The sequence below is a fragment of the Micromonospora sp. WMMA1998 genome (genome assembly GCF_027497375.1).
Taxonomy (GTDB): domain Bacteria; phylum Actinomycetota; class Actinomycetes; order Mycobacteriales; family Micromonosporaceae; genus Micromonospora; species Micromonospora sediminicola.
The window spans coordinates 920597-945397 of record NZ_CP114911.1 but is presented as its reverse complement, the minus strand read 5'-3'; the positions used below and the strand labels follow the sequence as shown (position 1 = coordinate 945397).

The 24801-nt window shown below is 75.3% G+C and carries 24 protein-coding genes and 1 pseudogene; 16 read left to right on the top strand and 9 right to left on the bottom strand.

The features are described from left to right. Together O7600_RS03760 and O7600_RS03755 are read right to left on the bottom strand one after the other, a co-directional pair. The gene (locus tag O7600_RS03760) at nt 1–396 is read right to left on the bottom strand and encodes a cupin domain-containing protein (RefSeq protein ID WP_281592306.1); all 396 of its coding nucleotides are present in this window, start codon (nt 394–396) and stop codon (nt 1–3) included. 27 nt (nt 397–423) lie between these two features. Then, nucleotides 424–912: a GNAT family N-acetyltransferase gene (locus tag O7600_RS03755; RefSeq protein ID WP_281592305.1), complete on the bottom strand. Its 489-nt coding sequence runs from the start codon at nt 910–912 to the stop codon at nt 424–426. Nucleotides 913–1018: 106 nt separating this feature from the next. On the opposite strand from O7600_RS03755, the gene O7600_RS03750 reads away from it, so the two are divergent. From O7600_RS03750 to O7600_RS03705, 10 genes are all read left to right on the top strand, one after another. After that, complete coding sequence (locus O7600_RS03750) at nt 1019–2560, top strand: glycosyltransferase family 39 protein (RefSeq protein ID WP_281592304.1); 1542 nt, start codon at nt 1019–1021, stop codon at nt 2558–2560. Nucleotides 2561–2584: 24 nt separating this feature from the next. Next, the gene (locus tag O7600_RS03745) at nt 2585–3403 is read left to right on the top strand and encodes a TIGR04222 domain-containing membrane protein (protein ID WP_281592303.1); all 819 of its coding nucleotides are present in this window, start codon (nt 2585–2587) and stop codon (nt 3401–3403) included. A 68-nt stretch (nt 3404–3471) separates the two neighbouring features. Continuing rightward, on the top strand, nt 3472–4941 hold the full coding sequence (locus tag O7600_RS03740) for a hypothetical protein (RefSeq protein WP_281592302.1): 1470 nt from the start codon (nt 3472–3474) through the stop codon (nt 4939–4941). A 38-nt stretch (nt 4942–4979) separates the two neighbouring features. Further along, on the top strand, nt 4980–5288 hold the full coding sequence (locus O7600_RS03735) for a hypothetical protein (protein WP_091574451.1): 309 nt from the start codon (nt 4980–4982) through the stop codon (nt 5286–5288). Between the two features lie 411 nt (nt 5289–5699). Next, nucleotides 5700–6461 carry a superoxide dismutase gene (locus tag O7600_RS03730; protein WP_281592301.1) on the top strand — a complete coding sequence of 254 codons (762 nt, stop codon included), beginning with the start codon at nt 5700–5702 and terminating at the stop codon, nt 6459–6461. Between the two features lie 191 nt (nt 6462–6652). Then, on the top strand, nt 6653–7111 hold the full coding sequence (locus O7600_RS03725; RefSeq protein WP_281592300.1) for an HNH endonuclease: 459 nt from the start codon (nt 6653–6655) through the stop codon (nt 7109–7111). 393 nt (nt 7112–7504) lie between these two features. Continuing rightward, nucleotides 7505–8065 (top strand): DUF1062 domain-containing protein, encoded by a 561-nt coding sequence (locus O7600_RS03720; RefSeq protein WP_281592299.1) that lies wholly within the window; start codon nt 7505–7507, stop codon nt 8063–8065. Nucleotides 8066–8129: 64 nt separating this feature from the next. Further along, complete coding sequence (locus O7600_RS03715) at nt 8130–8615, top strand: GNAT family N-acetyltransferase (protein ID WP_281592298.1); 486 nt, start codon at nt 8130–8132, stop codon at nt 8613–8615. 38 nt (nt 8616–8653) lie between these two features. Continuing rightward, on the top strand, nt 8654–9073 hold the full coding sequence (locus O7600_RS03710) for a nuclear transport factor 2 family protein (RefSeq protein WP_281592297.1): 420 nt from the start codon (nt 8654–8656) through the stop codon (nt 9071–9073). 25 nt (nt 9074–9098) lie between these two features. Continuing rightward, nucleotides 9099–9875, top strand: coding sequence for a class I SAM-dependent methyltransferase (locus O7600_RS03705; RefSeq protein ID WP_281592296.1), 777 nt, complete (start codon nt 9099–9101; stop codon nt 9873–9875). Nucleotides 9876–9916: 41 nt separating this feature from the next. Here the strand turns inward: O7600_RS03705 and O7600_RS03700 are convergent. Together O7600_RS03700 and O7600_RS03695 are read right to left on the bottom strand one after the other, a co-directional pair. Further along, nucleotides 9917–10255: pseudogene (locus O7600_RS03700) on the bottom strand (hypothetical protein); the annotation flags it as partial. Nucleotides 10256–10349: 94 nt separating this feature from the next. Beyond that, complete coding sequence (locus O7600_RS03695) at nt 10350–10835, bottom strand: DUF1992 domain-containing protein (RefSeq protein ID WP_281592295.1); 486 nt, start codon at nt 10833–10835, stop codon at nt 10350–10352. 110 nt (nt 10836–10945) lie between these two features. Between O7600_RS03695 and O7600_RS03690 the strand changes: the two genes are divergently transcribed. Beyond that, nucleotides 10946–11341 (top strand): DUF1232 domain-containing protein, encoded by a 396-nt coding sequence (locus O7600_RS03690; RefSeq protein WP_281592294.1) that lies wholly within the window; start codon nt 10946–10948, stop codon nt 11339–11341. Nucleotides 11342–11344: 3 nt separating this feature from the next. Here the strand turns inward: O7600_RS03690 and O7600_RS03685 are convergent, their stop codons facing one another. Then, nucleotides 11345–11890, bottom strand: a complete 546-nt coding sequence (locus O7600_RS03685; RefSeq protein WP_281592293.1) for a GNAT family N-acetyltransferase — start codon at nt 11888–11890, stop codon at nt 11345–11347. Nucleotides 11891–12009: 119 nt separating this feature from the next. Between O7600_RS03685 and O7600_RS03680 the strand changes: the two genes are divergently transcribed. Continuing rightward, entirely contained in the window at nt 12010–12660 is a 651-nt protein-coding gene (locus O7600_RS03680) for a LysE family translocator (protein ID WP_281592292.1), read from the top strand. Between the two features lie 13 nt (nt 12661–12673). Here O7600_RS03680 and O7600_RS03675 read toward each other — a convergent pair whose 3' ends face one another. Then, nucleotides 12674–14683: a beta-galactosidase gene (locus O7600_RS03675; protein ID WP_281592291.1), complete on the bottom strand. Its 2010-nt coding sequence runs from the start codon at nt 14681–14683 to the stop codon at nt 12674–12676. 114 nt (nt 14684–14797) lie between these two features. Here O7600_RS03675 and O7600_RS03670 point away from each other — a divergent pair, with 114 nt between their 5' ends. The 4 genes from O7600_RS03670 to O7600_RS03655 all read left to right on the top strand — a co-directional run bounded on the left by O7600_RS03670 (nt 14798) and on the right by O7600_RS03655 (nt 22090). Then, the gene (locus O7600_RS03670) at nt 14798–17131 is read left to right on the top strand and encodes a TIM-barrel domain-containing protein (RefSeq protein ID WP_281592290.1); all 2334 of its coding nucleotides are present in this window, start codon (nt 14798–14800) and stop codon (nt 17129–17131) included. 78 nt (nt 17132–17209) lie between these two features. Next, nucleotides 17210–18421, top strand: coding sequence for an ROK family transcriptional regulator (locus tag O7600_RS03665; protein ID WP_281592289.1), 1212 nt, complete (start codon nt 17210–17212; stop codon nt 18419–18421). Nucleotides 18422–18653: 232 nt separating this feature from the next. Further along, nucleotides 18654–21068, top strand: coding sequence for a glycoside hydrolase family 3 protein (locus tag O7600_RS03660; RefSeq protein ID WP_281592288.1), 2415 nt, complete (start codon nt 18654–18656; stop codon nt 21066–21068). Next, complete coding sequence (locus O7600_RS03655) at nt 21065–22090, top strand: LacI family DNA-binding transcriptional regulator (protein ID WP_281592287.1); 1026 nt, start codon at nt 21065–21067, stop codon at nt 22088–22090. The genes O7600_RS03660 and O7600_RS03655 overlap by 4 nt, the downstream gene beginning before the upstream one ends. 7 nt (nt 22091–22097) lie before the next feature. On the opposite strand, the gene O7600_RS03650 is transcribed toward O7600_RS03655, so the two are convergent. From O7600_RS03650 to O7600_RS03640, 3 genes are read right to left on the bottom strand one after another with little or no spacing between them, the layout of a single operon-like run. Continuing rightward, on the bottom strand, nt 22098–22607 hold the full coding sequence (locus tag O7600_RS03650; protein ID WP_281592286.1) for an NUDIX domain-containing protein: 510 nt from the start codon (nt 22605–22607) through the stop codon (nt 22098–22100). 10 nt (nt 22608–22617) lie between these two features. Continuing rightward, nucleotides 22618–23442 carry an SDR family oxidoreductase gene (locus O7600_RS03645; protein ID WP_281592285.1) on the bottom strand — a complete coding sequence of 275 codons (825 nt, stop codon included), beginning with the start codon at nt 23440–23442 and terminating at the stop codon, nt 22618–22620. Beyond that, complete coding sequence (locus O7600_RS03640) at nt 23439–24749, bottom strand: NAD(P)-binding domain-containing protein (RefSeq protein WP_281592284.1); 1311 nt, start codon at nt 24747–24749, stop codon at nt 23439–23441. The genes O7600_RS03645 and O7600_RS03640 overlap by 4 nt, the downstream gene beginning before the upstream one ends. Between the last annotated feature and the right edge of the window lie 52 nt (nt 24750–24801).

The window sequence follows — 24801 nt, the reverse complement described above, 5'->3', positions numbered from 1 at the left end:
TCAGAGCGGGTGCCCGGTGGTGGCGTCGACGCTGTCGGGGACGGCGTCGTGCCGGTCCCCCACGCTGGACGTGCCGGACGGCTCGAACATCAGGATCGAGGCGCCGTCCGGCGCGTACGGCCGGTGCTGCACCCCGCGTGGCACCACGAACACCGCGCCGCGCGGCAGCGTCACCTCGCGCTGCGCCCCGTCCGCGCCGTCGCGCAGCGCGATGCGCAACTCCCCGTCGAGCACCAGGAAGAACTCGTCGGTACGGTCGTGGGCGTGCCACACGTGCTCGCCGGCCACCTTCGCGATCCGGACGTCGTAGTCGTTGACGGTGGTGACGATCCGCGGACTCCACAGCTGGTCGAAGCGCGCCAGGGCGGCGGCCAGCTCGATCGGCTCAGGGTTCATCCGACCATCCTCGCGCACCGGCGGCGGTCACAGGGGACGGTGCATGACGTGCAGGCCCACCCGACCCCGCGTCGGGTGGGCGAACGACTCCGGCACGGTGCCGATCACGGTGAAGCCCAACCGCCGGTACAGCGCCACGGCCGCCGCGTTGGTCTCCACCACGGCGTTGAACTGCATCGCGGCGAAGCCCTGCCGGCGGGTCCAGTCCAGCGCGTCCTCGCACAGCGCCCGGCCCACGCCGCGACCCCGCGCGCCGGCGGCCACCATGAAACTCGCGGTCGCCACGTGCGAGCCCGGCCCGGGCCGGTTCGCGCCCATCTTGGCGGTGCCGAGCACGGCGCCGTCGTCGTCCACCGCCACCGAGGTACGCCCCGGCGGGCGTTCCACCCACACGTCGTGGGCCACCTCGGCCGGCCAGGCGGGGTCGTAGGGGAACGTGTCCCCGGCGGTGACGACGTCGGAAAAGATTGGCCAGACCTGGCCCCAGTCGGCGTCGGTGTAGTCACGGATGCGCACGGCGGGCACGCTAGCCGGGACCCGACCGTCCGGCCACCGGATTCCGGCCACCCGGCCGAGCCCGGCGGGACGACGGCGGACCGCCCCGCCGGGTCATCATGGGCGGGTGGCCGAATCAGTCGCCGACGTCGATCGCCGCGAGGCCGCCACGCCCGCCGGGCCGCCGCCGGCCGGGCCACGCACGGCGGTCCCCTGGCTGGTCGGCGCCGCCCTCACCACCGTCCTGCTGGCCCTCGCCGGCCGCTACGGCTACCACCGCGACGAGCTCTACTTCCTGCTCTGCGGCCGGCACCTCGACTGGGGCTACGTCGACCAGGGGCCGCTCGTGCCCGCCCTGGCCCGGCTGGCCGACACCGTCGCGCCGGGCAGCCTGGTGCTGCTGCGTACCCCGTCGGCGGTCATCGGCGGCGCCGCGGTGGTGCTGGTCGCCGCGACCGCCCGGGAGTTCGGCGCCGGCCGGGTCGCCCAGTCGGCGGCGGCGGTGCTCGCCGCCGCCTCGGGCATCGTCCTGGCCGGCGGGCACCTGCTCAGCACCACCAGCGTCGACCTGCTGGTGTGGCTGGTCGCCGCGTGCTGCGTGGCCCGGATGCTGCGCACCGGCGACACCCGCTGGGCGCTCGGCGCCGGGCTCGCCCTCGGCGTGGGAATGCTCAACAAGCCACTGCCCGCCCTGCTCGGCGTCGGACTGGTCGCCGGGGTCGTGATCGCCGGGCCGCGTCGCCTGCTCCGGGACCGGTGGGTGCTGGCCGGGGCGGTGATCGCCGTGCTGCTCGCCGTGCCGTACGGGGCGTGGCAGGCCGCGCACGGCTTCCCGCAGCTCTCCGTCGCCTCGGCCATCGCCGGTGGCGACAGCTCCTACAGCGGTCGGCTGGACGCGCTCGTGCTGAACCTGCTCATCATCAGCCCGTTCGCCGTCCCGGTGTGGGTGGCCGGGCTGGTGGCGCTGCTGCGCCGGCCGGCCTGGTCGGCGTACCGGGCGTTGGCCTGGGCGTGGCTGGTGGTGGTCGCGGTCGTCGTGCTGGCCGGCGGCAAGGGCTACTACGACGCGCCGCTGCTGCTGGTGCTCACCGCCGCCGGTGTGACGCCCACCCTCGACTGGGCGCGGCGCGGTGCCGCCCGGGCCCGGCAGACGGCGCTCGCCACCGCCGCCGTGCTGATGGCGGCCAGCAGCGCGGTGCTGCTGCTGCCCACGCTGCCGGCCGACCGGCTGCCCGGTTTCGTCGTCGCGGCCAACTACGACGCCGGCGAGACGATCGGGTGGCCGGAGTTCGCCGATTCGGTCGCCGCCGTGCACCGGGGTCTGCCGCCGGCCGAACGCGACCGGGTGGTCGTGCTCACCGCCAACTACGGCGAGGCCGGCGCGCTGGCCCGCTACGGCCCGGCGCGTGGCCTGCCCCGCGCGTACTCCGGACACAACAGCATGGTCACGTTCGGCCGGCCGCCCGACGACGCCGACGTGGTGATCGCCGTCGGCTGGTCCCGACCCGACCGGCTGCGCTCCTGGTTCACCGAGGTCACCGAGGCCGGCCGGGTCGACCAGCGGGTCGACGTCGACAACGAGGAGAACGGCGGGCCGATCTTCGTCGCCCGTGGTCCGCGCCGCCCCTGGTCGCAGATCTGGGACAGCGAGGTCCGACACGCCTCCTGAGGCCGCCGGGCCATACTTGTCGCCATGCTCTGGGGTGTCAGCGGGCCGCTCTTCCTCCTCGACTACCTGGGGGCGGTCGTCGTGGCCGCCGCGATCGCCCTGGCCGTACGAGAACTGACCGGCCGGCGGGCCCGCGGCGCGACGCCCGACCGGGTCGAACTGGCCTACCTCACCGACCGCGCGCTGCTGGCCTGCCAGGTGGGGATCGCCGCGCTGCGCCGCGCCGGCGGGGTGAGCACCGGCGAACTCGCCACGCTGCGCGCCGACGGCCCCCCACCGGCCCGACCACCCGCGCTGGTCCGCGCCCTGCACACCGCGCTGCGCCGCCCGCAGACCTGGGCCGCCGTCCTCGCCGACCCCGACGTCGGTCGGGCGCTGCGCCGGATGGTCGGCCGGCTGGTCCGCGACGGTTGGCTGCTCACCCGCGCCCAACGCCGCCGGATCGCGCTGGGCACCCTGCCGCTGTTCGCGGTCGCCGCCGTCGGCGTGACCCGGCTCGTGGACAGCGCCGTCGAGGGACGCTCCGCCGGTGGCCCGGCGTCGGTCGCCGGGCTGCTGCTGTGCTGCCTGGCCACCGCGCTGGGCGGCTGGTGGCTGACCGAGGTGCCGGAGACCGGCGCCGCCGCCCGCCGCCTGCTGCGCCGGCTACGAGGCGAACACGCCGACCTCGACCCCGAACGCCGCCCCACCTGGCAGGGACGGGACACCGACGCGCTGCTGACCGCCATGGCGCTGTTCGGTCCCCGCCCGCTGCTCGCCGTCGACCCGGCCTTCGCCGTGCAGGTCGGCGTCGATCCGGAGCGCGGCCGACCCCGCCCGGAGCCGAAACCCGCCCGCCGCTGAGCCCTCGGCAGGCGGCGGCGACGCCGATGCGGCAGAGTGGCCCCACGACCGCGAGCAGGAGGTGACCCGTGGACGGCCCGACCGGGGTGGTGTTCCCCCCGACCACCGACGGCCGGCGCAGCACGACCGCGCTGGGACGCGCCGTGGTCGCCGACGCGCTGCGCGCGGTCGACCCCATCGGCGCGCGCTCCGCCGAGCACGAGACCGACTGGCGGCGGGGCTACGTCGGCCACTTCCGCCGCCTGGTCGAGGCCGGGCTGCTCTCCCGCGACGCCGCGCTCACCGTCGCCCGCGACGGTCTCGCCGCGCTGCACACCCGCATGCGGTACGCCCCGCCGCACGGCGGCCCCGAGACCACGCCGGCCGAGGCGCTCGCGTCGGACGACCGGGAGCCGCCGCTGCGGACCGCCACGGTCACCGGCGCCGGGCCGGTGGAGCGCGAGCTGTCCCTGCCCTACCGGGGGCAACGCCTGCGCGGCGACGACCTGCGCCGCCGGCTCGACGCCTGGGTCGACGCCGGGGTCATCGAGCCCAGCTGCGCCGAGGCGGTCGGCCTGGTGCTGGCCAACCCGGACTGGCTGGACCTGCGCGACCAACGGATCGTGGTGCTCGGCGCCGGCGCCGAAATGGGCCCGCTGCCCTCGGTGCTGCGCTGGGGCGGCGACGTCGTCGCGGTCGACCTGCCCCGCCCGGAGATCTGGCGCCGCGTCCTGCACACCGCCCGCCGCCACGGCGGCCGACTGCACCTGCCCGTGCCGCCCGGCGCCGGGGACGACGACGCGGCGCTGACCGCCGCCGCCGGGGCGGACCTGCTGCACCGCCTCCCGCAGGCCGCCCGCTGGCTCGCCAGGCTCGACGGCCGGCTCGTGCTCGGCAACTACGTCTACGCCGACGGCGCCACCAACGTCCGGGTGGCCACCGCCGTCGACGCGCTCACCGTCGAGCTGACCCGGCAGCGCCCGGACGCCGCGCTGGCGTTCCTGGCCACCCCCACCGACGTGTACGCGGTCCCCGGCGACGCGGTCGCCCACGCCGAGCGCGGGTACGCCGCCCGTGGCCCGGCCCGACGGACCCTGCGGCTGATCTCCGGCGGCCGGCTGCTGCACCGCAACTACCCGCCCGGCGCCGACCCGGGCATCAACGACAGCCTGGTCCCCCAGCAGGGCCCGAACTACGCGTTGGCGAAGCGAATGCAACGCTGGCGCGCCGCGGTGGCCCGCGACGCCGGCGCCGTCGTGTCGTTCACCGTGGCGCCGCCCACCCGCACCCGGTCGGTGCTGCGCAACCGCGCGCTCGCCGCCGCGTACGCCGGGGCGCACCGCTTCGGCGTCGAGGTGTTCGAGCCGGCCACCAGCAACACCCTGATGGCCGCGCTGCTCGTGCACGACCTGCGCACCGGCGGTGGACCGGCGCAGGAGCACCCGTGGCGGGACGAAACGTACGCGGCGGCACACGGCGGACTGTGGCGCGTGCCGTACGCGCCGCGCAGCGCGCTCGGCCTGGCGGTGCTGCTGGGCCTCGGCGGGGCCCGGGCCTGAGCGGGTTTCCTTGTCTTGGGCGCCGGGAAGGCTCTCGTATGGCCGAGACATTCGTGAGCGAAGACCTGAAGACGCTGCAGTCGATGGCGCGCGGGGCCGGGATTCCGGATGCCGAGCGTCTGTCCCACGACGACCTGGTGGAGGTGTTGCGCCGGGCCGGGCTGGCCGACGGCAGCCAGGACGACTGGCCGGACCAGCCGATCGAGGATCCGGCGCACCTGGCCGGGCTGCCGCGCAGTTCGCTGCGGCAGGGTGACGAGAGCACCGGCGGCCGGGCCGCCGAGGAAGCGATCGGCGCCCGACCCGGCGAGTCCGGCACCGAGATCGACGACCGCACCGAACGCTGACCGTGGGAACGGGCGGCTCCCGCGGAGCGGGGGCCGCCCGCCTGTGCTGCCGGCACCACGACTGGGGCGTGCCGACCGGTTCCGGGAGGCTCGCCGGCAAACCGGGCATCAGTCCCGCCGCTGACAACCGATCGGGCCGCCTGATCTGTCTCCTCAGAGGCGGGCTCCACAGGGGAGCCCAGGTCAGGTCAGGCGGTGGCTCTGTTGCGCAGAAACTCGATCTTGGTCCTCGTTCCGATGCTGGCGGCTGTCGGCCTCGTCGCTCCCGGCCCGGCTGTCGCCGATGCCGCCGCTTCCTCCCCTCGCGTCGCCTCCAGCCCGTCTCACCGCACCCCCTTCCCGTCCCGCATCGCGTTGCCGGACGGCTTCACACCGGAGGGACTCACCATCGGCCGCGGTACCACGGTCTTCGTGGGCTCCATCCTCGACGGCGCGATCTGGCGGGGTGACCTGCGCACCGGACGGGGCGCCGTCCTGGTGCCGGGGGTGCCCGGCACCGACAAGGCGGGACTGAAGGTGGACGCGCGGGACCGGCTCTGGACCGCCGACTTCTCCGGCGGCGGCGCAAGCGTCTACCACGCCCGGACCGGTGCCCTGCTGGCTCGCTATCGATTCACCGATCAGCCCGGAAGCCTGGTCAACGACCTGGTGATCACTTCTCGGGCGGTGTACTTCACCGACTCCACCCGAGCGGTGCTGTACGTCGTGCCGCTTGGCCCCGGTGGCCGACTGCCGGCCGGCTCGGCTGTCCGGACGCTCGCCCTCAGCGGACCGGCGGCCGAACCGGACGCGTTCGCGAACGGGATCGTCGCGCTGCCCGACGGGGACCTGCTGGTCGCCCAGATGCTCGCCGGCCGGCTGGTCCGGGTCGATCCGGCCACCGGCGCCAGCCGCGTGTTCGACCTCGGCGGCTACTCCGTCAGTCGGGCCGACGGGTTGGTGCGGCGGGGCCACACCCTCTACGTCATCCGCAACCTGACCAATGTCGTGGCCGTCTTCCGGCTGTCGCCCGGGTACGACTCCGCGACCCTCGTCCGAGAGATCACCGACGTGCGACTGCGGGTGCCGGCGACCGGCGACCTCCTCGGGCCCTGGCTGTACGTGGTCAACGGCCGGTTCGACGTCGAACCGACACCGAGCACCGACTACGACATCGTCCGGCTGCCCGCCTGACAGCGAGACGACGACCGCCTGACCGGGGCCGAGGGCCCCGGTCAGGCGGTGGGCAGCAGCGGCCGGCGCGTCTGCCACACCCGCCACCAGCGTCGCCGGGCGACCCCGCCGAGCCCGGCAAGGGGCCGGCATCTGGCGGACCGGGGTCAGGACCGCAGCGCACTGTCGGAGGACCTCTCTACGCTTTCTGCATGCTGTCCCAGGTGACCGGCCTGTCCCGGCACTTCACGGAGGAATCACTGCGCTCCTACCTGCTGGCCCGCTCACAGCGCCTGCCGACGGGCTGTCTCGTGGTGCGTGGATATGGCAGCCAGCGCGGCGTCTACCAGAAACTCGCCGGACGCGCTTGGGCACACATCGCGGCATACGCGGTCTTCGTCGGCGGCTACCGGCCGGACCTCGACGTCCATCACGACTGCGGCGTGCCCGACTGCATCGAGCCGACCCACCTGCGTCAGCTCGGTCACGCCGACAACTGTCGGGAACGTCGACAGCAGCCGCTTTGCCGTAACGGACACGACCGGGAGGTCGACCCCGCCACCGGACGCTTCCGGAAGGCGTGTCGTCGCTGCAACAGCGAAGCGCAGAGGCGGTGGCGTGAGCGGCGCGCGGCCGAGGTGGCTGCGGCCAAGGCGCTCTATCGGCCGTGACCTGGGTCTGCTGGCGGCGGGATACACCAGCCTAGCGCATTACGCACAGGAACTGTCATTATGATGCAACGACCTTTCGTCCGTTATGTCGGAGCCAAATATCGGATTAGCGTTACCGGTAATCCGGAAAATGCGGCGCGGGCCTTCGGTAAAGCGCTTGAGACGTCCCTCGGCCCTCGCTTACGGTCGCCGCGACCCCGCACCCCTGAGGACAGAGGACGAACCCGCGTGACCCCACCTGCTCTCTGAACCTGACACGCCTTCCACCCACCCCGAGCCGACGCTTCCCCGTCGGCTCCGCCGGGCTGCCTCCGCGCGCCCGGTCACACGGCGATCGAGGCCGCGCGTCATCGGCCTCGGGTCAGGTCTACAGAGATCAGGTTTCCCCTCCTCATGTCTTCGTCACCCCATGTCGTGCTGCCCTGGTTCGTCCGCCGGACCAGGCTTCCGCTGCTGTCACTGCGCTGTGTGGACTGCCGATCGGAGTCCGCCACCACCGGCGACGGCCGGTTCCGGGTCAACGCGAACGGCAAACTGCTCGACGTCTGGCTGCTGGTCCGGTGCGTCTCCTGCGACCGGACCAGCAAGCTGACCGTTCACGAGCGGGCGCCGGTCAGCTCGCTCGACCCGGCCACGCTCCACGGCTACCACGTCAACGACCCGGTCCTGGTCGCCGCCGCACTGGTCGACCCGGCGCTGGCCCGGCGCGGTCGCTTCACGTTGGACTGGACGGACGCCTGGCGGCTGGACACCCCGACCGAACGGCCCGCCGAGGCGTGGCCGCTGCGGGTCGAGGTCACCTTCGAGGACCCGGTACCGGTGCGTCCGGACCGGCTCATCGCCCACGGGCTGGGCCTCAGCCGGCACGAGGTGCTGCGCCGGGTCAAGGGCGACGTGCCGCTGCGCCGCCCGCGAAGCACCGACTTCACCTTCACGGTGCTGGCCGAGGGCTAGCGGACGCGCCGGTCGCGGCGGGCGGGCCGCCCGCCGCGACCGGCGCCTCGGCGACACTTGCGGAGTGACGACGACGATCGTGCCCATTGCCTGTGCCCATCCGGCGTTCGACCAGACTGCGGCCCTGTTCGACGCCTACCGGGTGCACTACGGCCTACCATCATCTCCCGAGCTGACCCGCTCCTGGCTGCACGACCAGCTCTCGCAGCACCGGATCTCCGCGGCTGCCGCCGTCCAGGGCGATCAGGTCTGTGGCTTCATCACGGTCACGGTCATGCCCGCATCGCTCATGCTGGGCACCGCATGGTCGATCCGTGACCTGTACGTGGCCCCGCGCCATCGCCGTAGCGGTATCGCTGACGCACTCCTGCAGCACACCATCCACAGTGCTCGCGCTGCTGGTGCCTCTCGTCTGTCGCTCCAGACCGAGACCGACAACGTCCCGGCCCTGACGCTCTACGCCCAGGTCGGCTTCCGGCCCGTCACCGGCCTGGAACTCCTCAATCTCCGCCTCGACCCCATCCCGGAAGATCCAGGAGACAGGACCTAGGCTGGTTCCGTCGATGCGGATCCATCTCAGGAGGCACGATGGCGGATCGGGCACGGGAGGTCGTCGAGCGGATCCTGCGCGCCGGCCGGGACGGCGACGTCGAGGCGTTCGTGGCGCTGATGGCCCCCGAGGGCTACATCGAGTGGCCGTTCCGCCCCGCTGGCGTGCCCGGCCGGGTGCGGGGGCGGGCCGATGTCCGCCGGCACCTGATCGAGACGGCCGGGACCCTGATCACGTTCGACGAGTACCGCGACGTGGTGATTCACGAGACGCTCGACCCCGAGGTGGTCGTCGTGGAGTACGAGGCCGTCGGCAGCGTGGTCGCCACCGCAGAGCCGTTCGAGCAGACGGTGATCGCCGTGTTCCGCGTCCAGGACGGACTCGTCGTGTCCTACCGCGACTACATCAACCCGCTACCGCTGATGGAGGCGCTGACCGGCGGCGCGGGAAACCGCTGAGGCGAACCACGGAAAGGCCGGGTCCATGGGACACGACGACCAGCTCCGACACTCCTCGTCGTTCGGCGCGGCGGCGACCGCGTACGCCGAACACCGCCCGGACTACGCGCGCGACGCGGTGCGGTGGGCGCTCGCACACGCGCCCGGCCCGCGCGTGCTCGACCTCGGCGCCGGCACCGGCAAGCTCACCGCCGGGCTGCGCACGGCCGGCGTCGACGTCAGCGCGGTGGAACCCGATCCGGCGATGCTGGCCGAGCTGCGCCGCGCGCTGCCGGACGTCCGCGCGCTGCCGGGCAGCGCCGAGGCGATCCCGCTGCCGGACGCGTCCGTCGACGCCGTGCTGGCCGGCAACGCGATGCACTGGTTCGACATGGCCGTCGCCGGTCCCGAGATCGCCCGGGTGCTCGCGCCCGGCGGCACCCTGGCCGGCCTGTGGAACGTCCTGGACGACCGGGTTCCCTGGGTCGCCGAGTTGGCGCGGGTCAGCGGGAGCGCCGCCGTCGGCCCCCGGGACACACCCGCCTCCTGGCGTGTGGAGACGGCGCGGATGCACGTCCCAACCGACGGCGTCGCCCGCTTCGATTCGCCGGAGCAGGCCGAGTTTCCGCACGGACAGCGTCGCACCGCCGACTCCCTGGTGGCGACGCTGGCCACCCGCGCCGGGATGCTGGTCATGGCGGCGGAGGAACGCGACGCCACGCTCGGCCGGATCCGCGCGTTCCTGGCGAGCCGCCCGGAGACCGCGGCCGGCGAGTTCACGCTTCCGATGCTGACCTGCGTGCTGCGGGTGCGGTGGCGCTGAACCCGCGCGGATGCGGACGACATCGGGCCGGCAGCCTCGCGGGAGCGCAGGACCGGGTGGCGCTCCTCCCAGGCGTGCCGCACCCCCCGGGGAAGGTAGAGCTGGGGCCAGAGTCGGACGAGGGTGGGGCCGTGCAACCAGGTGCGTAGTTCGTCGGATCGGACGGCTTCGGTGAGCACGGTCTCGTACATCCAGGTCAACAGGCCCGGCCGGTCGAGGTCGACGTGCCGGTCAGGCTGCCAGAACAGGCGGTGGGGCAGCTCGACGACGCCGGTGGTCGGGCCTCTCAACTCGCCGAGATCAGCGACCACGGCGGGCCGTCGTCCCGGCCGCGCCTCGTGCGGTCGACGCGAGCTGCGGACGAAACCGCTCGGATCCATGTCCCCAGAATGGGCCCTGCTGACCTGCGTTCGGCCACGCCGGGCGCGGCCGGTCAGGAATCGGCGTTCCACACTTTTGTGCGGCGGCGCCCGGTCAGCGGCGCCACCAGCGCCAGCCGCGGCGGGTACGCGCCGGGGGTCGACCGGTGTCCTGCAGCTCCACCGTCGCGGCCACCGTCCGCTCGGCCGCGACGCGTTCCCGGTCGGCCCGCCACCGGCGCACCGCCTCGTCGACGTTGACCGGGCGGACCACCACCCGCGGCCCGGTCGGGGTGCGCAGCCAGGCCACCACCTCCGTGTTGAGCGCGGCCACGTACGACCGCACCGCCTCCTCGGTGGGCAGGTCGCGCAGCTCGGCCGGGAGCTGCTCGACGCGGCGGCGCAACTGCAACGGCGTGGGCAGCATCAGGTCGGACGGGATCTGTTCCCGCTCCATGAAGCTGCGGATCCACCAGCCCTCGTCGTAGGGCAGGTCCCGGCCCGGGATCGGCTTGCCCGCGCCCGGCAGGTTGTCGAACTCGCCGCGCTCCTGGGCCGAGCGGATCTGCGCCTCGACCGCGGCCTCCCAGCCTGTCGTCACCGCCGTCACCTCCCGTACCCACCATATCCGCCGGTCTCCGACCAGGGTCAGCGTCGGACGGGCCCGGGGTTGTTCCCGGCCATGCCGGGAGCAGGCGTAGCGTGCCCGGCATGCGCGACTGGCTGATCGGGCTCGGGGTGGCGCTGGCCTGCCTGGTGGTGAGCTGGGCGGTGCTCGTGCTGCTGGCCCGGCGGCTGCCGCCCGGGCCGCTGCGTGACCTGGCCGCGTTCCTGCCCGACTGCTTTACCACGGTGCGGCGGCTGCGCCGGGACCCGAGGGTGCCGCGCCGCGCCCGGATCGCGATCGTGGTCGCCGGTGTCTGGGTGGCCAGCCCGATCGACCTGATCCCGGAGTTCCTGCCGGTGATCGGCCCGCTGGACGACGTCGTGGTGGTCGCCCTTGCGCTGCGCTACGCCGGCCGGCAGGTGCCCCGGCAGGTGCTGCTCGACGCGTGGCCGGGCGAGCCGCGCCTGCTGCTGCGCCTGCTCGGCGCCCCGGCGGACTGACGGTCAGGGCAGCCGGCGGACGTGCCGGTGCCCGTCGCGGGGATACGGCGGGCGGGCCGGCAGCACCTCGACGAAGGCGTAGCCGCTCTTCTCCGCCACCCGGCAGGAGGCCGGGTTGTCGATCTGGTGCAGCAGCTCCAGGCGGGTCAGCCCGCCGGCGGCGAACCGGGCGAACGCCCAGCCGGTGACCGCCTCGACCGCCCGGGGCGCGACGCCCCGCCCGCGCGCCGGCGCCGCCGTCCAGTAGCCGACCTCGGCGTCCGGCCGCCCCGGCCGGACCTCCTTGAGCACCACGCAGGCCACCAACCGCTCCCCCGGCGCGTCCTCCACCACGGCGAAGCTGAACCGGCGGTCGGCGGCCCAGCCCTGCCGGCTGCGGCGCACATAATCCCGCGCCTCGGCCGGGGTGGTCACCGGGCGGCTGGTCCAGGCCCGCAGCACCGGGTCCCGGTAGGCCTCCAGCAGCGCGTCGGCGTCGCCGTCGCGCCACGGACGCAGCAGCAGACCGGGCGCGGTGGGGGTGGCGTCGGCGGACAACACGATCGACATCCGGCCAGTATGGCCTCGTTCGGGTGGCGCGCGTCACCCCGCGCGGCGGCCGGAGCAGGGCCGTGGCGTCACCGCCGGCGGCGTAGGGTCCCGGGCAGGACCGACGGCGGGAGGGCGACATGGTCACGCTCGGTGCGGTGGTGGGGATCGCCCTGGTGGCGCTCGGTCTGGTGCTCACACCCGGGCCCAACATGGTCTATCTGGTGTCCCGGTCGGTCACCCGGGGCCGGCGGGCCGGCCTGGTGTCGCTGCTCGGGGTGGCGGTCGGGTTCGGCGTCTACCTGGTCGCCGCGGTCGCCGGCATCGCCACCGTCTTCGTGCTGGTGCCGCCGCTCTACACGGTCGTGAAGCTGGCCGGCGCGGCCTACCTGCTCTGGTTGGCGTGGCGCACGCTGCGCCCGGGCGGCCGGTCCGCGTTCACCCCGGCGCCGCTGCCGCCGGACCGGCCCCGCCGGCTGTTCACCATGGGTCTGGTCACCAACCTGCTGAATCCGAAGATCGCCATCCTCTACGTGTCGCTGCTGCCGCAGTTCGTGGACCCGTCGCACGGGCACGTGGCGGTGCAGAGCCTGCTGCTCGGGCTGACCCAGATCGGCATCGCGCTGACCGTGAACGCCCTGATCGTGCTCAGCGCGGGGTCGGTGTCGGCGTTCCTCACCCGCCGGCCGGGCTGGGCCCGCGCCCAGCGTTACGTGATGGGCACGGTGCTGGCCGGGCTCGCGGTGCGCATCGCCGCCGACCGCTCGCGCGCCGCCGTCGCCACCCCCTGAGGCGGTACGCGCGTCAGCGCCGCGCTTCGCGCAGCACCGCCACGCCGCCCGGCGCGACGGTGAGCACCTCCGCGACCGGCTCGTCGGTGAGCAGCTCGTGTCCGGCGGCCGGCACCCGCTGCGGCCGGTCGGTGTGGTTGAACAGGTACAGGCGGGTGTGGTCGCCGGCGTGTCGGCGTACCGCCTCGACGCCCGGGGGCGCCTCGGGGCAGGTGGGGCCGACGCCGGCGAGGCGGGCCACGTCGGTGAGCAGCCGCCGGTAGGTGTCGTCGTCGGGGCGGGTGGAGACGTACCAGGTGTGGGCGCCGCCGACCCGGTGCCGGGTCACCGCCGGCCGGCCGTCCAGCACCCCGCCGATGTACGCGGTGACCGGTTCCGCCCCGGCCAGGTGCACCGTCTCCGACCAGATCCGGCCGATCCCGCCGCTGGTCAGCGGCACCCGCTCGTCGTCGGCGAGCGGGTGGAACTCTTCCACCCGCACCCCGAGCAGGTCCCGGTACGCGCCGGGGTAGCCACCGGGACGCACGCGGGCGTGCTCGTCGGCGACCCCGCTGAGCCAGGTGACCAGCAGGTGCCCGCCGGCGTGGACGTGGCGGCGGACCCAGTCGACGGTGGCGTCGGAGGCCAGGTAGAGCGCGGGGAGCAGGAGCAGTCGATGCCCGTCGAGCGGGTCGCCGGGGGTCACCAGGTCGGCGGTGATGCCGGCGTGCCACAGCGCCCGGTGCGCGGCGGCCACCTCGCCCGGGTGGTCGAGGCCGTCGCGGGGCATGCCGGGGTGGCGCAGCGCCCAGCCGCTGGCGGTGTCGTGGGCGATCGCCACGGCCGCCTGCACCGCACCGGAGGCGGTGCCGGCGAGCCGGCCGAGCATCGCGCCGAGCCGGGTGGCCTCGCGGAACACCCGGGTGTCCGCGCCGGCGTGCGACACCACCGCGGAGTGGAACCGTTCCGCGCCGCCGGCCGGCGCGCGCCACTGGAAGAACATCACCCCGCCGGAGCCGCGGGCCACGTGCGCGAGGCTGTGCCGGATCATCCGGCCCGGTTCCTTGGTGTGCATCCGACCGCCGGCATGGATCTGGTTCGGCGCGCTCTCCATCAGCAGCCACGGCACGGGACGGCCGGCCCCGTGGCGGGCCCAGCCGCGCGCGAGGTCGGCGGTGAGCGCGGTCTGTTCCTCGGCGCCCCGGTCGGTGCGGGACGGGTAGTGGTCGACGGCCACCAGGTCCACCTCCCGCGCCCAGCGGGCGTGGTCGACGGGCACCCAGTCGCCGAGCGCGTAGTTGGTGGTCACCGGCACCGCCGGGTTCGCCGCGCGCAGCAGGTCCCGCTGCGCGGTGTACGCGGACAGCAGCGTGTCGGACCAGAACCGGCGGAAGTCGAGCAGCTGCCCGGGGTTGCCCAGGTACTGCGTGGCGCGGGGCGGGGCGACCTGCGCCCAGTCGGTGTAGTGCTGACCCCAGAAGCTGGTCACCCAGGCGTCGTTGAGCGCGTCGAGGTCGCCGTACCGGTCGGTGAGCCAGCGGCGGAACGCCGCCTCGACGTGCGCGCAGTGGCAGGTGGTGCCGTACTCGTTGTGCACGTGCCACAGCGCCAGCGCCGGGTGGTGGGCGTACCGGGCGGCCAGCGCCTCCGCGATGCTCCGGGCGGCGGCCCGGTAGGCGGGCGCGGCGGCGCAGTAGGTGTCCCGGCTGCCGTGGTGCAGGCGTACCCCGTCGGCGGTGACCGGTAGCGCGTCCGGGTGGGCGAGGGAGAACCAGGGCGGCGGCGAGGTGGTGGGGGTGGCGAGCGCGGCCCGGATGCCGGCGTCGTGCAGCAGGTCCAGCACCCGGTCGAGCCAGTCCAGGGTGTAGCGGCCCGGTGCGGGCTCCAGGCGGGACCAGGCGAACACGCCGACGGTGACGAGGTCGACGCCGGCGGCGCGCATCAGCGCGACGTCCTCGCGCCACACCGCCGGTGGCCACTGCTCCGGGTTCCAGTCGCCGCCGTACCGGAGCCGACCGTCGGCCCACAGTCCTTTAGTTGTCATCCAAGCCAAAGTAAGAACAGGTGAGCGCGAAAGTCAATGTGGGCACGCATTGACAGTTAGTTGTGGTTCCAAAGAAACTGGCGGAACCGCCCGTGTCGCCGCGAGGAGACGCCCATGCCCTACCGCCCGCCCCTGGTCCCGTTCGAGACCTTCGTGGCCGACCCGCCCGACCTGCCGGTGCGCGCCCCCGGCGAGGAGGGCGCCGACGACGTGCTGCGGGCCGAGGTGGCCACCATCGACGCGCACGGGGTCACGCTCACCGCCACCTGCGCCTCCGGCCGCGCCGTGGTCGCCCGGGTGGAGGCCGCCGGCCACGGCATCCTGCGGGTGCGCCTCGCCGACGACCTCGCCGTCCGCAGCCGCTCGGCGCGGGCGCTTGCCCTGGTCCGGCCCGCCCCGCACCCGGCCGTGGTCAGCGTCGACGACGCGTACGCGCACGTGGACGCCGGCGCGGTGGTCGCCGAGGTGCGCCTCGACCCGTGGGGGCTGCGGTTCCTCACCCCGGACGGCCGGCTGCTGCTGGCCGCCGACGCCGGCACCCGGGACATCAGCGGCCGGCGGCGCACCCTGCCGCTCGGGCGCTCCACGGTGGACGGTGAGCCGGCGGCCTGGCACGAGAGCTTCGTCGCCCCCGGCGACGAGCGGTTCGTCGGCTTCGGGGAGAAGTTCACCCCGCTGGACAAGCGCGGACAGCGACCGCTGATGTGGAACTTCGACGCCTTCGGTGGGGAGTCCGAGCGGTCGCACAAGAACGTGCCGTTCTACCTCTCCGACCGCGGCTACGGGGTGCTCGTCGACAGCGGCCTGCCGGTGCAGTTCGACGTCTGCGCCAGCACCCACAGCAGCGTGCAGGTGCTCGTCCCGGACGACCTGCTCGACTACTACGTGCTGGCCGGCCCGACCCCGGCGCAGGTGCTCGACCGGCTGGACGCGCTGACCGGACGGCCCTACCTGCCGCCGCGCTGGGCGTTCGGGGCCTGGATCTCCTCCGGCTTCTTCCCGGACAGCCAGCAGCGCGTCCTGGAGCGGGCCCGGCTGATCCGCGAGCGCGACATCCCCTGCGACGTGCTGCACCTGGACTGCTACTGGCAGGTCGCCGGGCGCTGGTCGGAGCTGCGCTGGGACGAGCGGGCCTTCCCCGACCCGGCCGGGATGCTCAAGGACCTCGCCGAGCAGGGGTTCCGGGTGTGCCTGTGGATGAACCCCTACCTGATGACCGACAGCCCGCTCTACGCCGACGCCGAGGCCGCCGGCTACTTCCTGCGCCGCCCGGACGGCGCCACGTACGTCGCCGACACCTGGCACGGCAGCTATCCGGTCTGCGCCATCGTGGACCTCACCAACCCGGCGGCGGTGCGCTGGTTCCAGGGCCTGCTGCGCCCCCTGCTCGCGCAGGGCGTCGCGGTGTTCAAGACCGACTTCGCCGAGGCGGTGCCCGCCGACGCCGTGGCGCACAACGGCATGACCGGCGTCGAACTGCACAACGTGTACGCGCTGCTGTTCAACGACGCGGTCGCCGACGTCACCGAGGAGGTGGCCGGGCACCGCACGGTCTGGGCACGCTCCTCGTACCTGGGCGGGCAGCGGCACAGCGCCCAGTGGAGCGGCGACGTCAACGCCACCTGGCCGGGCCTGGCCAGCACGCTGCGCGGCGGGCTCTCCCACGGCCTGTCCGGGGTGCCCTTCTGGAGCCACGACACCGGCGGCTTCCACGGCACCCCGGATCCGGACCTGTACGTGCGCTGGACCCAGTTCGGCGCGCTCTCGCCGCTGGTCCGCCTGCACGGCACCACCAGCCGGCTGCCCTGGGACTTCCCGCCCGAGGCGGAACGGCACGCGGTGGCCGCGCTGCGGCTGCGCTACCGGCTGCTGCCGTACCTCTGGTCGGCGGCCGTGGACGCGGCCCGCACCGGCGCTCCGATGCTGCGCGCGCTGCTCGTCGACACCCCGGACGACCCGACCGCCTGGACCACCGACCTGCAGTACCGTCTCGGCCGCGACCTGCTGGTCGCGCCGGTGCTCGACCCGTCCGGGGAACGCGCCGTCTACCTGCCGGCCGGCGACGACTGGCTGGACGCGACCACCGGGGAGAGCCACACCGGCGGCCGACACCTGCGGGTACGCGTGCCGATCGACCGCCTGCCGTTGTACGTGCGACGCGGGGCGCTGGTCCCGGTGACCCCGGCCGCCCCCACCGTCGCCGAGGGGCCGTTCCGCGACGTCACGCTCGTGGCCTGGGGCGGCGCCGACGGCGTCACGGTGGTATGCGACGAGACCGGCGACACCACGGTCACCACCGCCCGCGACGGCGACACGCTGCACGTGCGGGTGGACGGTCCGCTGGACGTGCGCGGGGTCTCGGTGGTCGGGGCGGACCCGCCGCGCCGGATCGTGCTCGACGGCGAAACCGTGCCGGCGACCCCGTTCGAGCCGTGGTTCGGGGGCTGACTCCGGCCGCCCGGACCGTCGCCGATTTAGTTTAAGCTGTAGCCGAAACCGGGGCCGGGCGCAGGAGGCGGGCAGTTCGTGATCAGCATCGACCGGCCGTCACGGACGGCCGACCTGAGCGACGTACGGGTGGCCAACCGGGCCGCGGTGCTGCGGCACGTCCGGCTGCACGCCCCCTGCTCGCGGGCCGACGTCGCCGCCCGCACCGGGCTCAACAAGGCCACCGTCTCCAGCCTCGTCGGCGAGCTGATCGAGCACGGTCTGCTGCGCGAGACCGGGCTGACCGAGAACCGGGTGGGCCGCCCGGCGACCATGCTCGTGCTCGACGGCTCCCGCTACGTCGGGCTCGGCCTGCGCATCGGCGCCGACGAGCTGGTCGTGGTCGCCGTCGACCTGGCCGGCGAACGGGTCCTCATCTGGCGACGGGCGTTCGCCGCCGCCACCGCCGGCCCGGACGAGACCGTGGCGGCGCTCGCCGCGCTGGCCCGGCGCGCGATCAACCGGGTCACCGGCGCGGGCCGCACCGTGCTGGGCCTCACCGTGGGCGTGCCCGGTCCGGTGGACGCCGACGGCCTGGTGCCGGCGGCGCCGGCAGTGGGCTGGCGCAATGTGCCGCTCGCCGCCGCGCTGCGTCGCGCCCTGCGCGACCCGGGTTTCCCGATCGGCGTCGACACCGACGCCAACCTCGCCGTCTCGGCCGAGCTGCGACACGGTCCGTACGCCGGCACGGCCGACCTGGTGTACCTCACCGGCGGGCCGACCGCCGGGGTGGTCAGCGGCGGGCGGCTGCTGCGTGGCGGCCGGGGCTTCGCCGGCGAGATCGGCCACCTGCCGGTGCTGCCGGACGGGCCGGCGTGCGGGTGCGGTCGGCGGGGTTGTCTCGCCGCGCTCGTCGGCGTGGACGCCGTGGTGCGCCGCCTGCTGCCGGACGCCACGCAGGATGGTCCGATCACCGACCACCTGCCGGAGATCGAGCGGATCCAGGTGCTCGCCCGCGCCGGGGACGACCCGGTGCGGACCGGGCTCACCGAGGTCGGCCGGCAGCTCGGGCGGGCGGTCTGCGTCCTGGTCGACCTGCTCGACCCGGAGGTCGTCGTGCTGGGTGGGCACCTGGCCGCGCTCGCGCCGTGGCTGCTGCCGGCCGTCCGCGCCGAACTCGCCGACCGCACCCTGGCACCGCCGCCGGTGGTCCGGGTCGAGGCCAGCACGCTGGGCTCGGAGGCCAGCGCCCTCGGCGGCGCCACCGCCGCACTGGCCACCGTGGAGGCCGGGCAGCTGCCCGCCGCCTGACCCCTTGACCGCGCCCGCGCGGGGTGCCAACCTCGGTAACGCCGTCACCGCGACCGGGCAACCCGGTGCCGGCGTGTTTTTCGGCGGTCGTCGAAGCGCTTCACCACCGCTCCGGGCCGACGCCGCCGCCCGACCACCACCCCCTTTCCGCGTGCGCGCCGCCGTCTCCCGGCCCGGTCGTCGAAGCGCTTCGACGACCGGGGTGCCGCACGCTTCCCCGGAGGCGCCCGCCATGACCGATCCCGTCGCACCCCGTCCCGACGACCTGCTGGCCCGGCTCACCCTGCCGGAGAAGCTCGGCCTGCTGCACCAGTGGCAGGCGCCGGTCCCCCGGCTCGGCCTACCGGCGTTCCGCACCGGCACCGAGGCGCTGCACGGGGTGGCCTGGCTCGGCGAGGCCACCGTCTTCCCGCAGGCGATCGGACTGGCGACCAGCTGGAACCCGGACCTGATCCGGGCGGTCGGCGCCGCCGTCGGCGACGAGGTCCGGGCCAAACACCAGGCGGACCCGGGTCGGGTCGGGCTCAACGTGTGGGCGCCGGTGGTCAACCCGCTGCGCGACCCCCGGTGGGGCCGCAACGAGGAGGGCTGGTCCGAGGACCCGTGGCTGACCGGGTGCCTGGCCACCGCCTACGCCCGCGGGCTGCGCGGCGACCACCCCACCCGGCTGCGGACCGCGCCGACACTCAAGCACTTCCTCGGCTACAACAACGAGACCGACCGGGCGGTCACCTCCAGCGACCTGCCGCCGCGCGTGCTGCACGAGTACGAGCTGCCGGCGTTCCGCGCCCCGCTGGCCGCCGGGGCGGCGGTGGCCGTGATGGCGTCGTACAACCTGGTCGACGGCGTGCCGGCGCACCTGAGCCCGCTCATCGACGGGGAGCTGCGCGGCTGGGCCGACGACGAGGTGCTGGTGGTCGGCGACGCGGGCGCGGTCGGCAACATCGCCGGCGCGCAGGCGTACCTGCCCGACCACGTCACCGGCTTCGCCGCCGCGCTGCGCGCGGGGATCGACAGCTTCACCGAGGACGACGACGACCCCGGCCCCACAGTGGCCCGGCTCACCGAGGCCATGGCGCGCGGGCTCGTCACCGAGTCCGACGTGGACCGCGCGGTCCGGCGGATCCTGTCGGTCCGCACGCGCCTGGGCGACCTGGACCCGCCCGGCCACGACCCGCACGCCGGTGTGCCGGCCGACGTGGTGAACTGCGCCGCGCACCGGGAACTCGCCCGGGAGGCCGCCCGCCAGTCGGTGGTGCTGCTGCGCAACGACGGGCTGCTGCCGCTGGCCCCGGACACCCGGGTCGCGGTGCTCGGTCCGCTCGCCGACACCGTGCTCACCGACTGGTACAGCGGCACGCCGCCGTACGCGGTGAGCGCGTACCGGGGGCTGCTCGGCCGGCTGCCCGACGTGCGCACCCACTGCGGCGCGGACCGGATCACGTTGCGCGTCGGCGACCGGGCCGTGCGGTGCGTCGACGGCGCACCGCTGGCCCTCGGCGACGGCGCACCGACGGAGTTCGACGTGGTCGACTGGGGGCAGGGCGTGGTGGCGCTGCGGGTGGCCCACCACGGCCGGTACGTCGGCGCGCAGGACGCCGGCACGCTGGTCGACGACCGTCCGGGCCCGGGCGGCTGGGTGGTCCGGGAGACCTTCCGCCTGCACCACCGGCCCGACGGCACCGCGCTGCTGCACCACCTGGCCACCGGCCGGCACGTCGGCGTCGACCCGGACGGCCGCCTGCGCGTCGACACCGGCGACCCGGCCGGGTTCACCGTCGACCTGGTCGTCGACGGCGCCGCCGAGGCCGCCGCGCTGGCCGCCGCCGCCGACGTGGCGCTGGTGGTGCTCGGCAACCATCCGATGGTCGGCGGGCGGGAGACCGAGGACCGGGTCGACCTGGCGCTGCCCACCGGCCAGCAGGACCTGCTGCGCGCCGTGCGGGCGGCGAACCCGCGTACCGTGCTGGTGCTGACCAGCAGCTACCCGTACGCGGTGGGCCGGGCGCACCTGCCGGCGGTGCTGTGGAGCGCCCACGGTGGACAGGAACACGGCAACGGGCTGGCCGACGTGCTGCTCGGCGCCGCCGACCCGGGCGGCCGGCTCACCCAGACCTGGTACGCCGACACCGCGGAGCTGCCCGACCTGCTCGACTACGACGTCATCGGCGCCGACGCCACCTACCTCTACCACCGGGGCGAGCCGCTGTACCCGTTCGGGCACGGGCTCAGCTATGCCTCGTTCGACTACGCTGACCTCCGGCTGAGCACCGCCACGGCGCACGCCGGCGAGGAGGTGCAGGTGAGCGTCGAGGTCACCAACACGGGCCGCCACCCGGGCACCGAGGTGGTGCAGCTCTACACCCGGCAGCGTCGTTCCCGGGTCAAGCAGCCGCTGCGGCAGCTGCGCGACTTCGCCCGGGTCACCCTCGACCCGGGGTGCGCGGCCCGGGTGACGCTGCGGCTGCGTACCGCCGATCTGGCCTGGTGGGACGAGACCCGCGCCGCGACGGTGGTGGAAGACGCCGTCCACTCGGTGCTGGTCGGCCGGTCCGCCCGGGACGTGCGGCTGGTCGGCGCGCTCGCCGTCACCGGCGGCGACACCGCGCCGGTGACCACCGACGGGCGGTCGGGGGCCGCCCGGTGACCGGCCGGGCCGCCGGTGACCAGGTCACCATCGCCGACGTGGCCCGCCACGCCGGGGTCGCCGCCAGCACCGTGTCGTACGTGCTCAGCGGCAAGCGCGCCATCTCGGCCACCACCCGGGGCCGCGTCCTGGCCAGTGTCCGCACCCTGGGCTACCACCCCAACGCGGGGGCGCGGGCGCTGGCCAGCCGCCGCGCCAACGTGATCGCCCTGGTGCTGCCGCTGCGCACCGGCATGCAGGTGCCGGTGGTGATGCGGTTCGCCACCGCGGTGGTCACCACCGCCCGCCGCCACGACCACGACGTGCTGCTGGTCACCGCCGACGAAGGGCCGGCCGGGCTGCACCGGATCGCCGGCAGCGCGCTGGTCGACGGCGTCCTGCTGATGGACGTGGAGCTGGAGGACTCCCGCGTGCCGCTGCTGCGGGAGCTGGCGCTGCCCGGCGTGCTGATCGGCCACCCGACCGACAGCAGCGGGCTGGCCTGCGTGGACCTGGACTTCCGGCGGGCCGGGGAGCTGTGCGTGGAGCACCTGGCCGGCGCGGGGCACCGGCGGATCGCGTTGCTCGGCGCGCCGGCCGCCGTCTACGCGCGGGGCACCGGCTTCGCCCACCGCACCCGGGCCGGCGTGCTGGCCGCCGCCGACCGGCTCGGCGTCGACGCGGTGGCCCGGCCCTGCGAGGAGGGGCCCGCGGCGGTGCGGCGGGACCTGGAGGCGCTGCTGGCCGACCACCCCGACGTCACCGGGCTGGTGGTGCAGAACGAGTCGGCCGTCGGGCCGGTGCTGGCGACGTTGCCGCTGCTGGGCCGCCGGGTGCCGCGGGACGTCTCGGTGGTCGCGGTGTGCCCCGACGAGCTGGCCGAGCAGTCCGGGCTGACCGGCGTGCCGGTGCCCGCCGAGGAGGTCGGCCGGCAGGCGGTGACGCTGCTGATGCGGCGGCTGCGTGACGAGCCGGTGCCGGAGGTGACCCTGCTGGAACCCCGGCTGACCGTGCGCGACACCAGCGGCGGCGCCGGTCGGTGAGGGCCGCTCAGAGGTTGTCCGGCCGGCGCAGCGCCGGGTGGTGCTCGCCCGGTGCCGCGTACCAGGGCGGGGCGTCGTCGGTGAGCGCGGTGCCGATCCGCAGCCGCGACCAGTCGTCCAGGTCGGGCAGCGCGTCGAGGGCGAACCAGGCCACCGCCAGGGACTCGTCGCCGTCGGCGGTGGCGGTGCCGCCCACGGCCCGGCAGCGGAACCAGATGTTGAGGTATTCGCAGGCGTCGCCGTTGGGATAGACCACCGGGTGGGTGGCCACGCCGGCCAGCCGCTCGATCGCCACCTCGACGCCAGTCTCCTCGCGTACCTCGCGCAGCAGCGCGTCGGCGGGCTGCTCGCCCGGGTCCACCGTCCCGGCGGGCACCGACCAGCGGCCGTTGTCGCCGCGCCGGGCCAGCAGCACCCGCCCCACCTCGTCGGTCACCACGCCGCTGACCCCGTAGAGCATGAGCAGGTCGTGGCCGACGTGCTGGCGCAGCCGGGCGATGTAGGGCGACACGGGCATGGCGAGCAGGCTACCCGCGGGCCTGGCGGTGCCGCCGGACCATCCCGGCGGCCAGCGCCGCGCCGTCCAGGTCACCGGCGGCCACGCGCCCGGCGACGGTACGCCGCACCAGCCGGTCGGCCAGCGCCGGCGCGTGCCGGGCCAGGGCCAGCTCGACCCGGCCGCGCCGGGTGGTGGCCACGTCGCGGGGCGCGCGCCGGGCGGCGGCGGCGCGCAGGATCGCGGCGACCACGCCCTCGACCGGCTCGGGCCGGGACACCCCGCTCAGCGACAGTCCGGCCGCCACGGTGCTGTCGTGGATCGGGGAGGCGACCATGCTGGGGTAGACGACGCTGACCCCGACGTGCGTGCTGACCTCGTGGCGCAGCGCGTCGGCGTACGCGACCAGGGCCCGCTTGCTCACCCCGTACGCGGCCGCGAGGGGTAGCGGCAGCACCGCCATCCGGCTGGCCACGAAGATCACCCGGCCGCGGGCGGCCTCCAGGGCGGGCATCGCCGCGGCCGTGGTCCGCCAGGCGGCGAGCAGGTTCACCTCCAGCTGCCGGCGCACCACCTCGTCGGGGGCCAGCTCGGCCGGGGCAGGACCGCCGACGCCGGCGTTGTTGACCAGCAGGTCCAGCCCGCCGAGCCGGTCGACGGCGGCGGCCACGGCGGCCGGCGTCGCGGCCGGGTCGGTCAGGTCGACGCCGAGCACCGGGGGCGTCGCGTCGGCGTCGGCGTGCAGGTCCAGCCCGACCACGTGCGCGCCGGCGTCGGTCAGCGCGGCGCCCAGGCGGCGGCCGAACGTGCCGCGCGCGCCGGTGACCAGCACCCGCCGCCCCGCGAGCGCGCTCACCGCGCCGCTCCGGCCCGCCGGCGGCCGGCGGCCAGTTCCCGGCGCAGCTCGGCCAGGTACGCGTCGAAGTCCACCCGCATGTGCGGCCGGCGTTGTCCCCAGCGGGCGGTGGCGGCGCGCAGCTCGGCGCGGCAGGCGGCGGCCTGGCGGTCCGGCTCCGGCGGCGCCCAGGTGCCGGCCAGTCGGGCGGCGACGAGCCGGGCCTGCGCCTCGACCAGCGGGAACGCCGCGCCGGTGGACTGCATGAGCCCGACGAACGACAGGCCGGGGGCGTCCAGGTGGAACACGTGCCGGTACAGCGGCAGCCGGTCGGCGCCGTCGCCGAGCAGCGCCGGGTCGAGGAACGGCACCTCCACCCGGTAGCCGGTGCACCAGAGCACCAGGTCGACCTCGTCGACGCGGCCGTCGGTGAACTCGACGCGGTCGCCGGCGAAGCGGGCGATGCCGGGACGGGCCTGGACGTCGCCGTGGGTGAGCCGGGACAGCAGCGTGTCGGAGAGCGTGGGGTGGTCCTGGAGGAAGCCGTGCTCCGGGGCGGGCAGCCCGTAGCGGGCGGGCGGGCCGACGGTGGCGGTGAGCATGCTCTGGCTGATCCGCTGGCGCAGCCGCCAGGGCAGCCGGCGGGCCAGTGCCCCGTTGAGCGTGTCCGACGGGCGGCCGAGCAGATACTTGGGCACCACCCAGACGCCCCGGCGCAGCGACAGCAGCGTGCGGGTGGCGGCGTACGAGGCGTCGACGGCGATGTCCATGGCGGAGTTGCCGCCGCCGACCACCAGGACCCGCCGGCCGGTGAGCTGCTCGGGGCCCCGGTAGTCGTGGCTGTGCATCTGCTCGGCGGCGCATTCGCCGGGGTAGGGCGCGGGCCGGTTCGGCACCCGGTTGTGCCCGTTGGCGACCACGACCGCCTCGACGTCGACGGTCACCGGGCCGTCCGGGCCGGTGGCGTGCACCCGCCAGCCGTCGCCGACCCGGGTGACCAGATCGACGGTGTGCCGCAGCCGCACCGCGTCGCGCAGGCCGAACCGGTCGGCGTAGTCGCCGAGGTAGCCGGCGACGCGGGTGTGATCGGGGTAGTCGGGCCAGTCGCCGGGCATCGGGTGGTCGGCGAACTCGGTGCGCCCCCGGCTGGTGTTCAGGTGCAGCGTCCGGTACGCCGGCGAGCCGGGTGCGCCGTAGACCCACAGGCCGCCGAGAGTGTCGGCGGCCTCGAACGCGACCGCCGGCACGCCGGCGTCGCCGAGCGCCTTGAGCGTGGCCAGTCCGGCCGCGCCGGCGCCGACGACCGCGACCCGGGGTGGTGCCGACATGCCCGCCTCCTTTTATCCAACGACTGCTGGATAATCCCCGGTGGGCCCGACG

Excerpts from the sequence above, each read along its gene's own strand:
- O7600_RS03685 (WP_281592293.1), bottom strand. The coding sequence starts at position 11,890 with ATGTCGATCGTGTTGTCCGCCGACGCCACCCCCACCGCGCCCGGTCTG.
- O7600_RS03670 (WP_281592290.1), top strand. The coding sequence starts at position 14,798 with ATGCCCTACCGCCCGCCCCTGGTCCCGTTCGAGACCTTCGTGGCCGAC.
- O7600_RS03650 (WP_281592286.1), bottom strand. The coding sequence starts at position 22,607 with ATGCCCGTGTCGCCCTACATCGCCCGGCTGCGCCAGCACGTCGGCCAC.
- O7600_RS03660 (WP_281592288.1), top strand. The coding sequence starts at position 18,654 with ATGACCGATCCCGTCGCACCCCGTCCCGACGACCTGCTGGCCCGGCTC.
- O7600_RS03760 (WP_281592306.1), bottom strand. The coding sequence starts at position 396 with ATGAACCCTGAGCCGATCGAGCTGGCCGCCGCCCTGGCGCGCTTCGAC.
- O7600_RS03680 (WP_281592292.1), top strand. The coding sequence starts at position 12,010 with ATGGTCACGCTCGGTGCGGTGGTGGGGATCGCCCTGGTGGCGCTCGGT.
- O7600_RS03735 (WP_091574451.1), top strand. The coding sequence starts at position 4,980 with ATGGCCGAGACATTCGTGAGCGAAGACCTGAAGACGCTGCAGTCGATG.
- O7600_RS03675 (WP_281592291.1), bottom strand. The coding sequence starts at position 14,683 with ATGACAACTAAAGGACTGTGGGCCGACGGTCGGCTCCGGTACGGCGGC.
- O7600_RS03640 (WP_281592284.1), bottom strand. The coding sequence starts at position 24,749 with ATGTCGGCACCACCCCGGGTCGCGGTCGTCGGCGCCGGCGCGGCCGGA.
- O7600_RS03690 (WP_281592294.1), top strand. The coding sequence starts at position 10,946 with ATGCGCGACTGGCTGATCGGGCTCGGGGTGGCGCTGGCCTGCCTGGTG.
- O7600_RS03725 (WP_281592300.1), top strand. The coding sequence starts at position 6,653 with ATGCTGTCCCAGGTGACCGGCCTGTCCCGGCACTTCACGGAGGAATCA.
- O7600_RS03705 (WP_281592296.1), top strand. The coding sequence starts at position 9,099 with ATGGGACACGACGACCAGCTCCGACACTCCTCGTCGTTCGGCGCGGCG.
- O7600_RS03745 (WP_281592303.1), top strand. The coding sequence starts at position 2,585 with ATGCTCTGGGGTGTCAGCGGGCCGCTCTTCCTCCTCGACTACCTGGGG.
- O7600_RS03710 (WP_281592297.1), top strand. The coding sequence starts at position 8,654 with ATGGCGGATCGGGCACGGGAGGTCGTCGAGCGGATCCTGCGCGCCGGC.
- O7600_RS03720 (WP_281592299.1), top strand. The coding sequence starts at position 7,505 with ATGTCTTCGTCACCCCATGTCGTGCTGCCCTGGTTCGTCCGCCGGACC.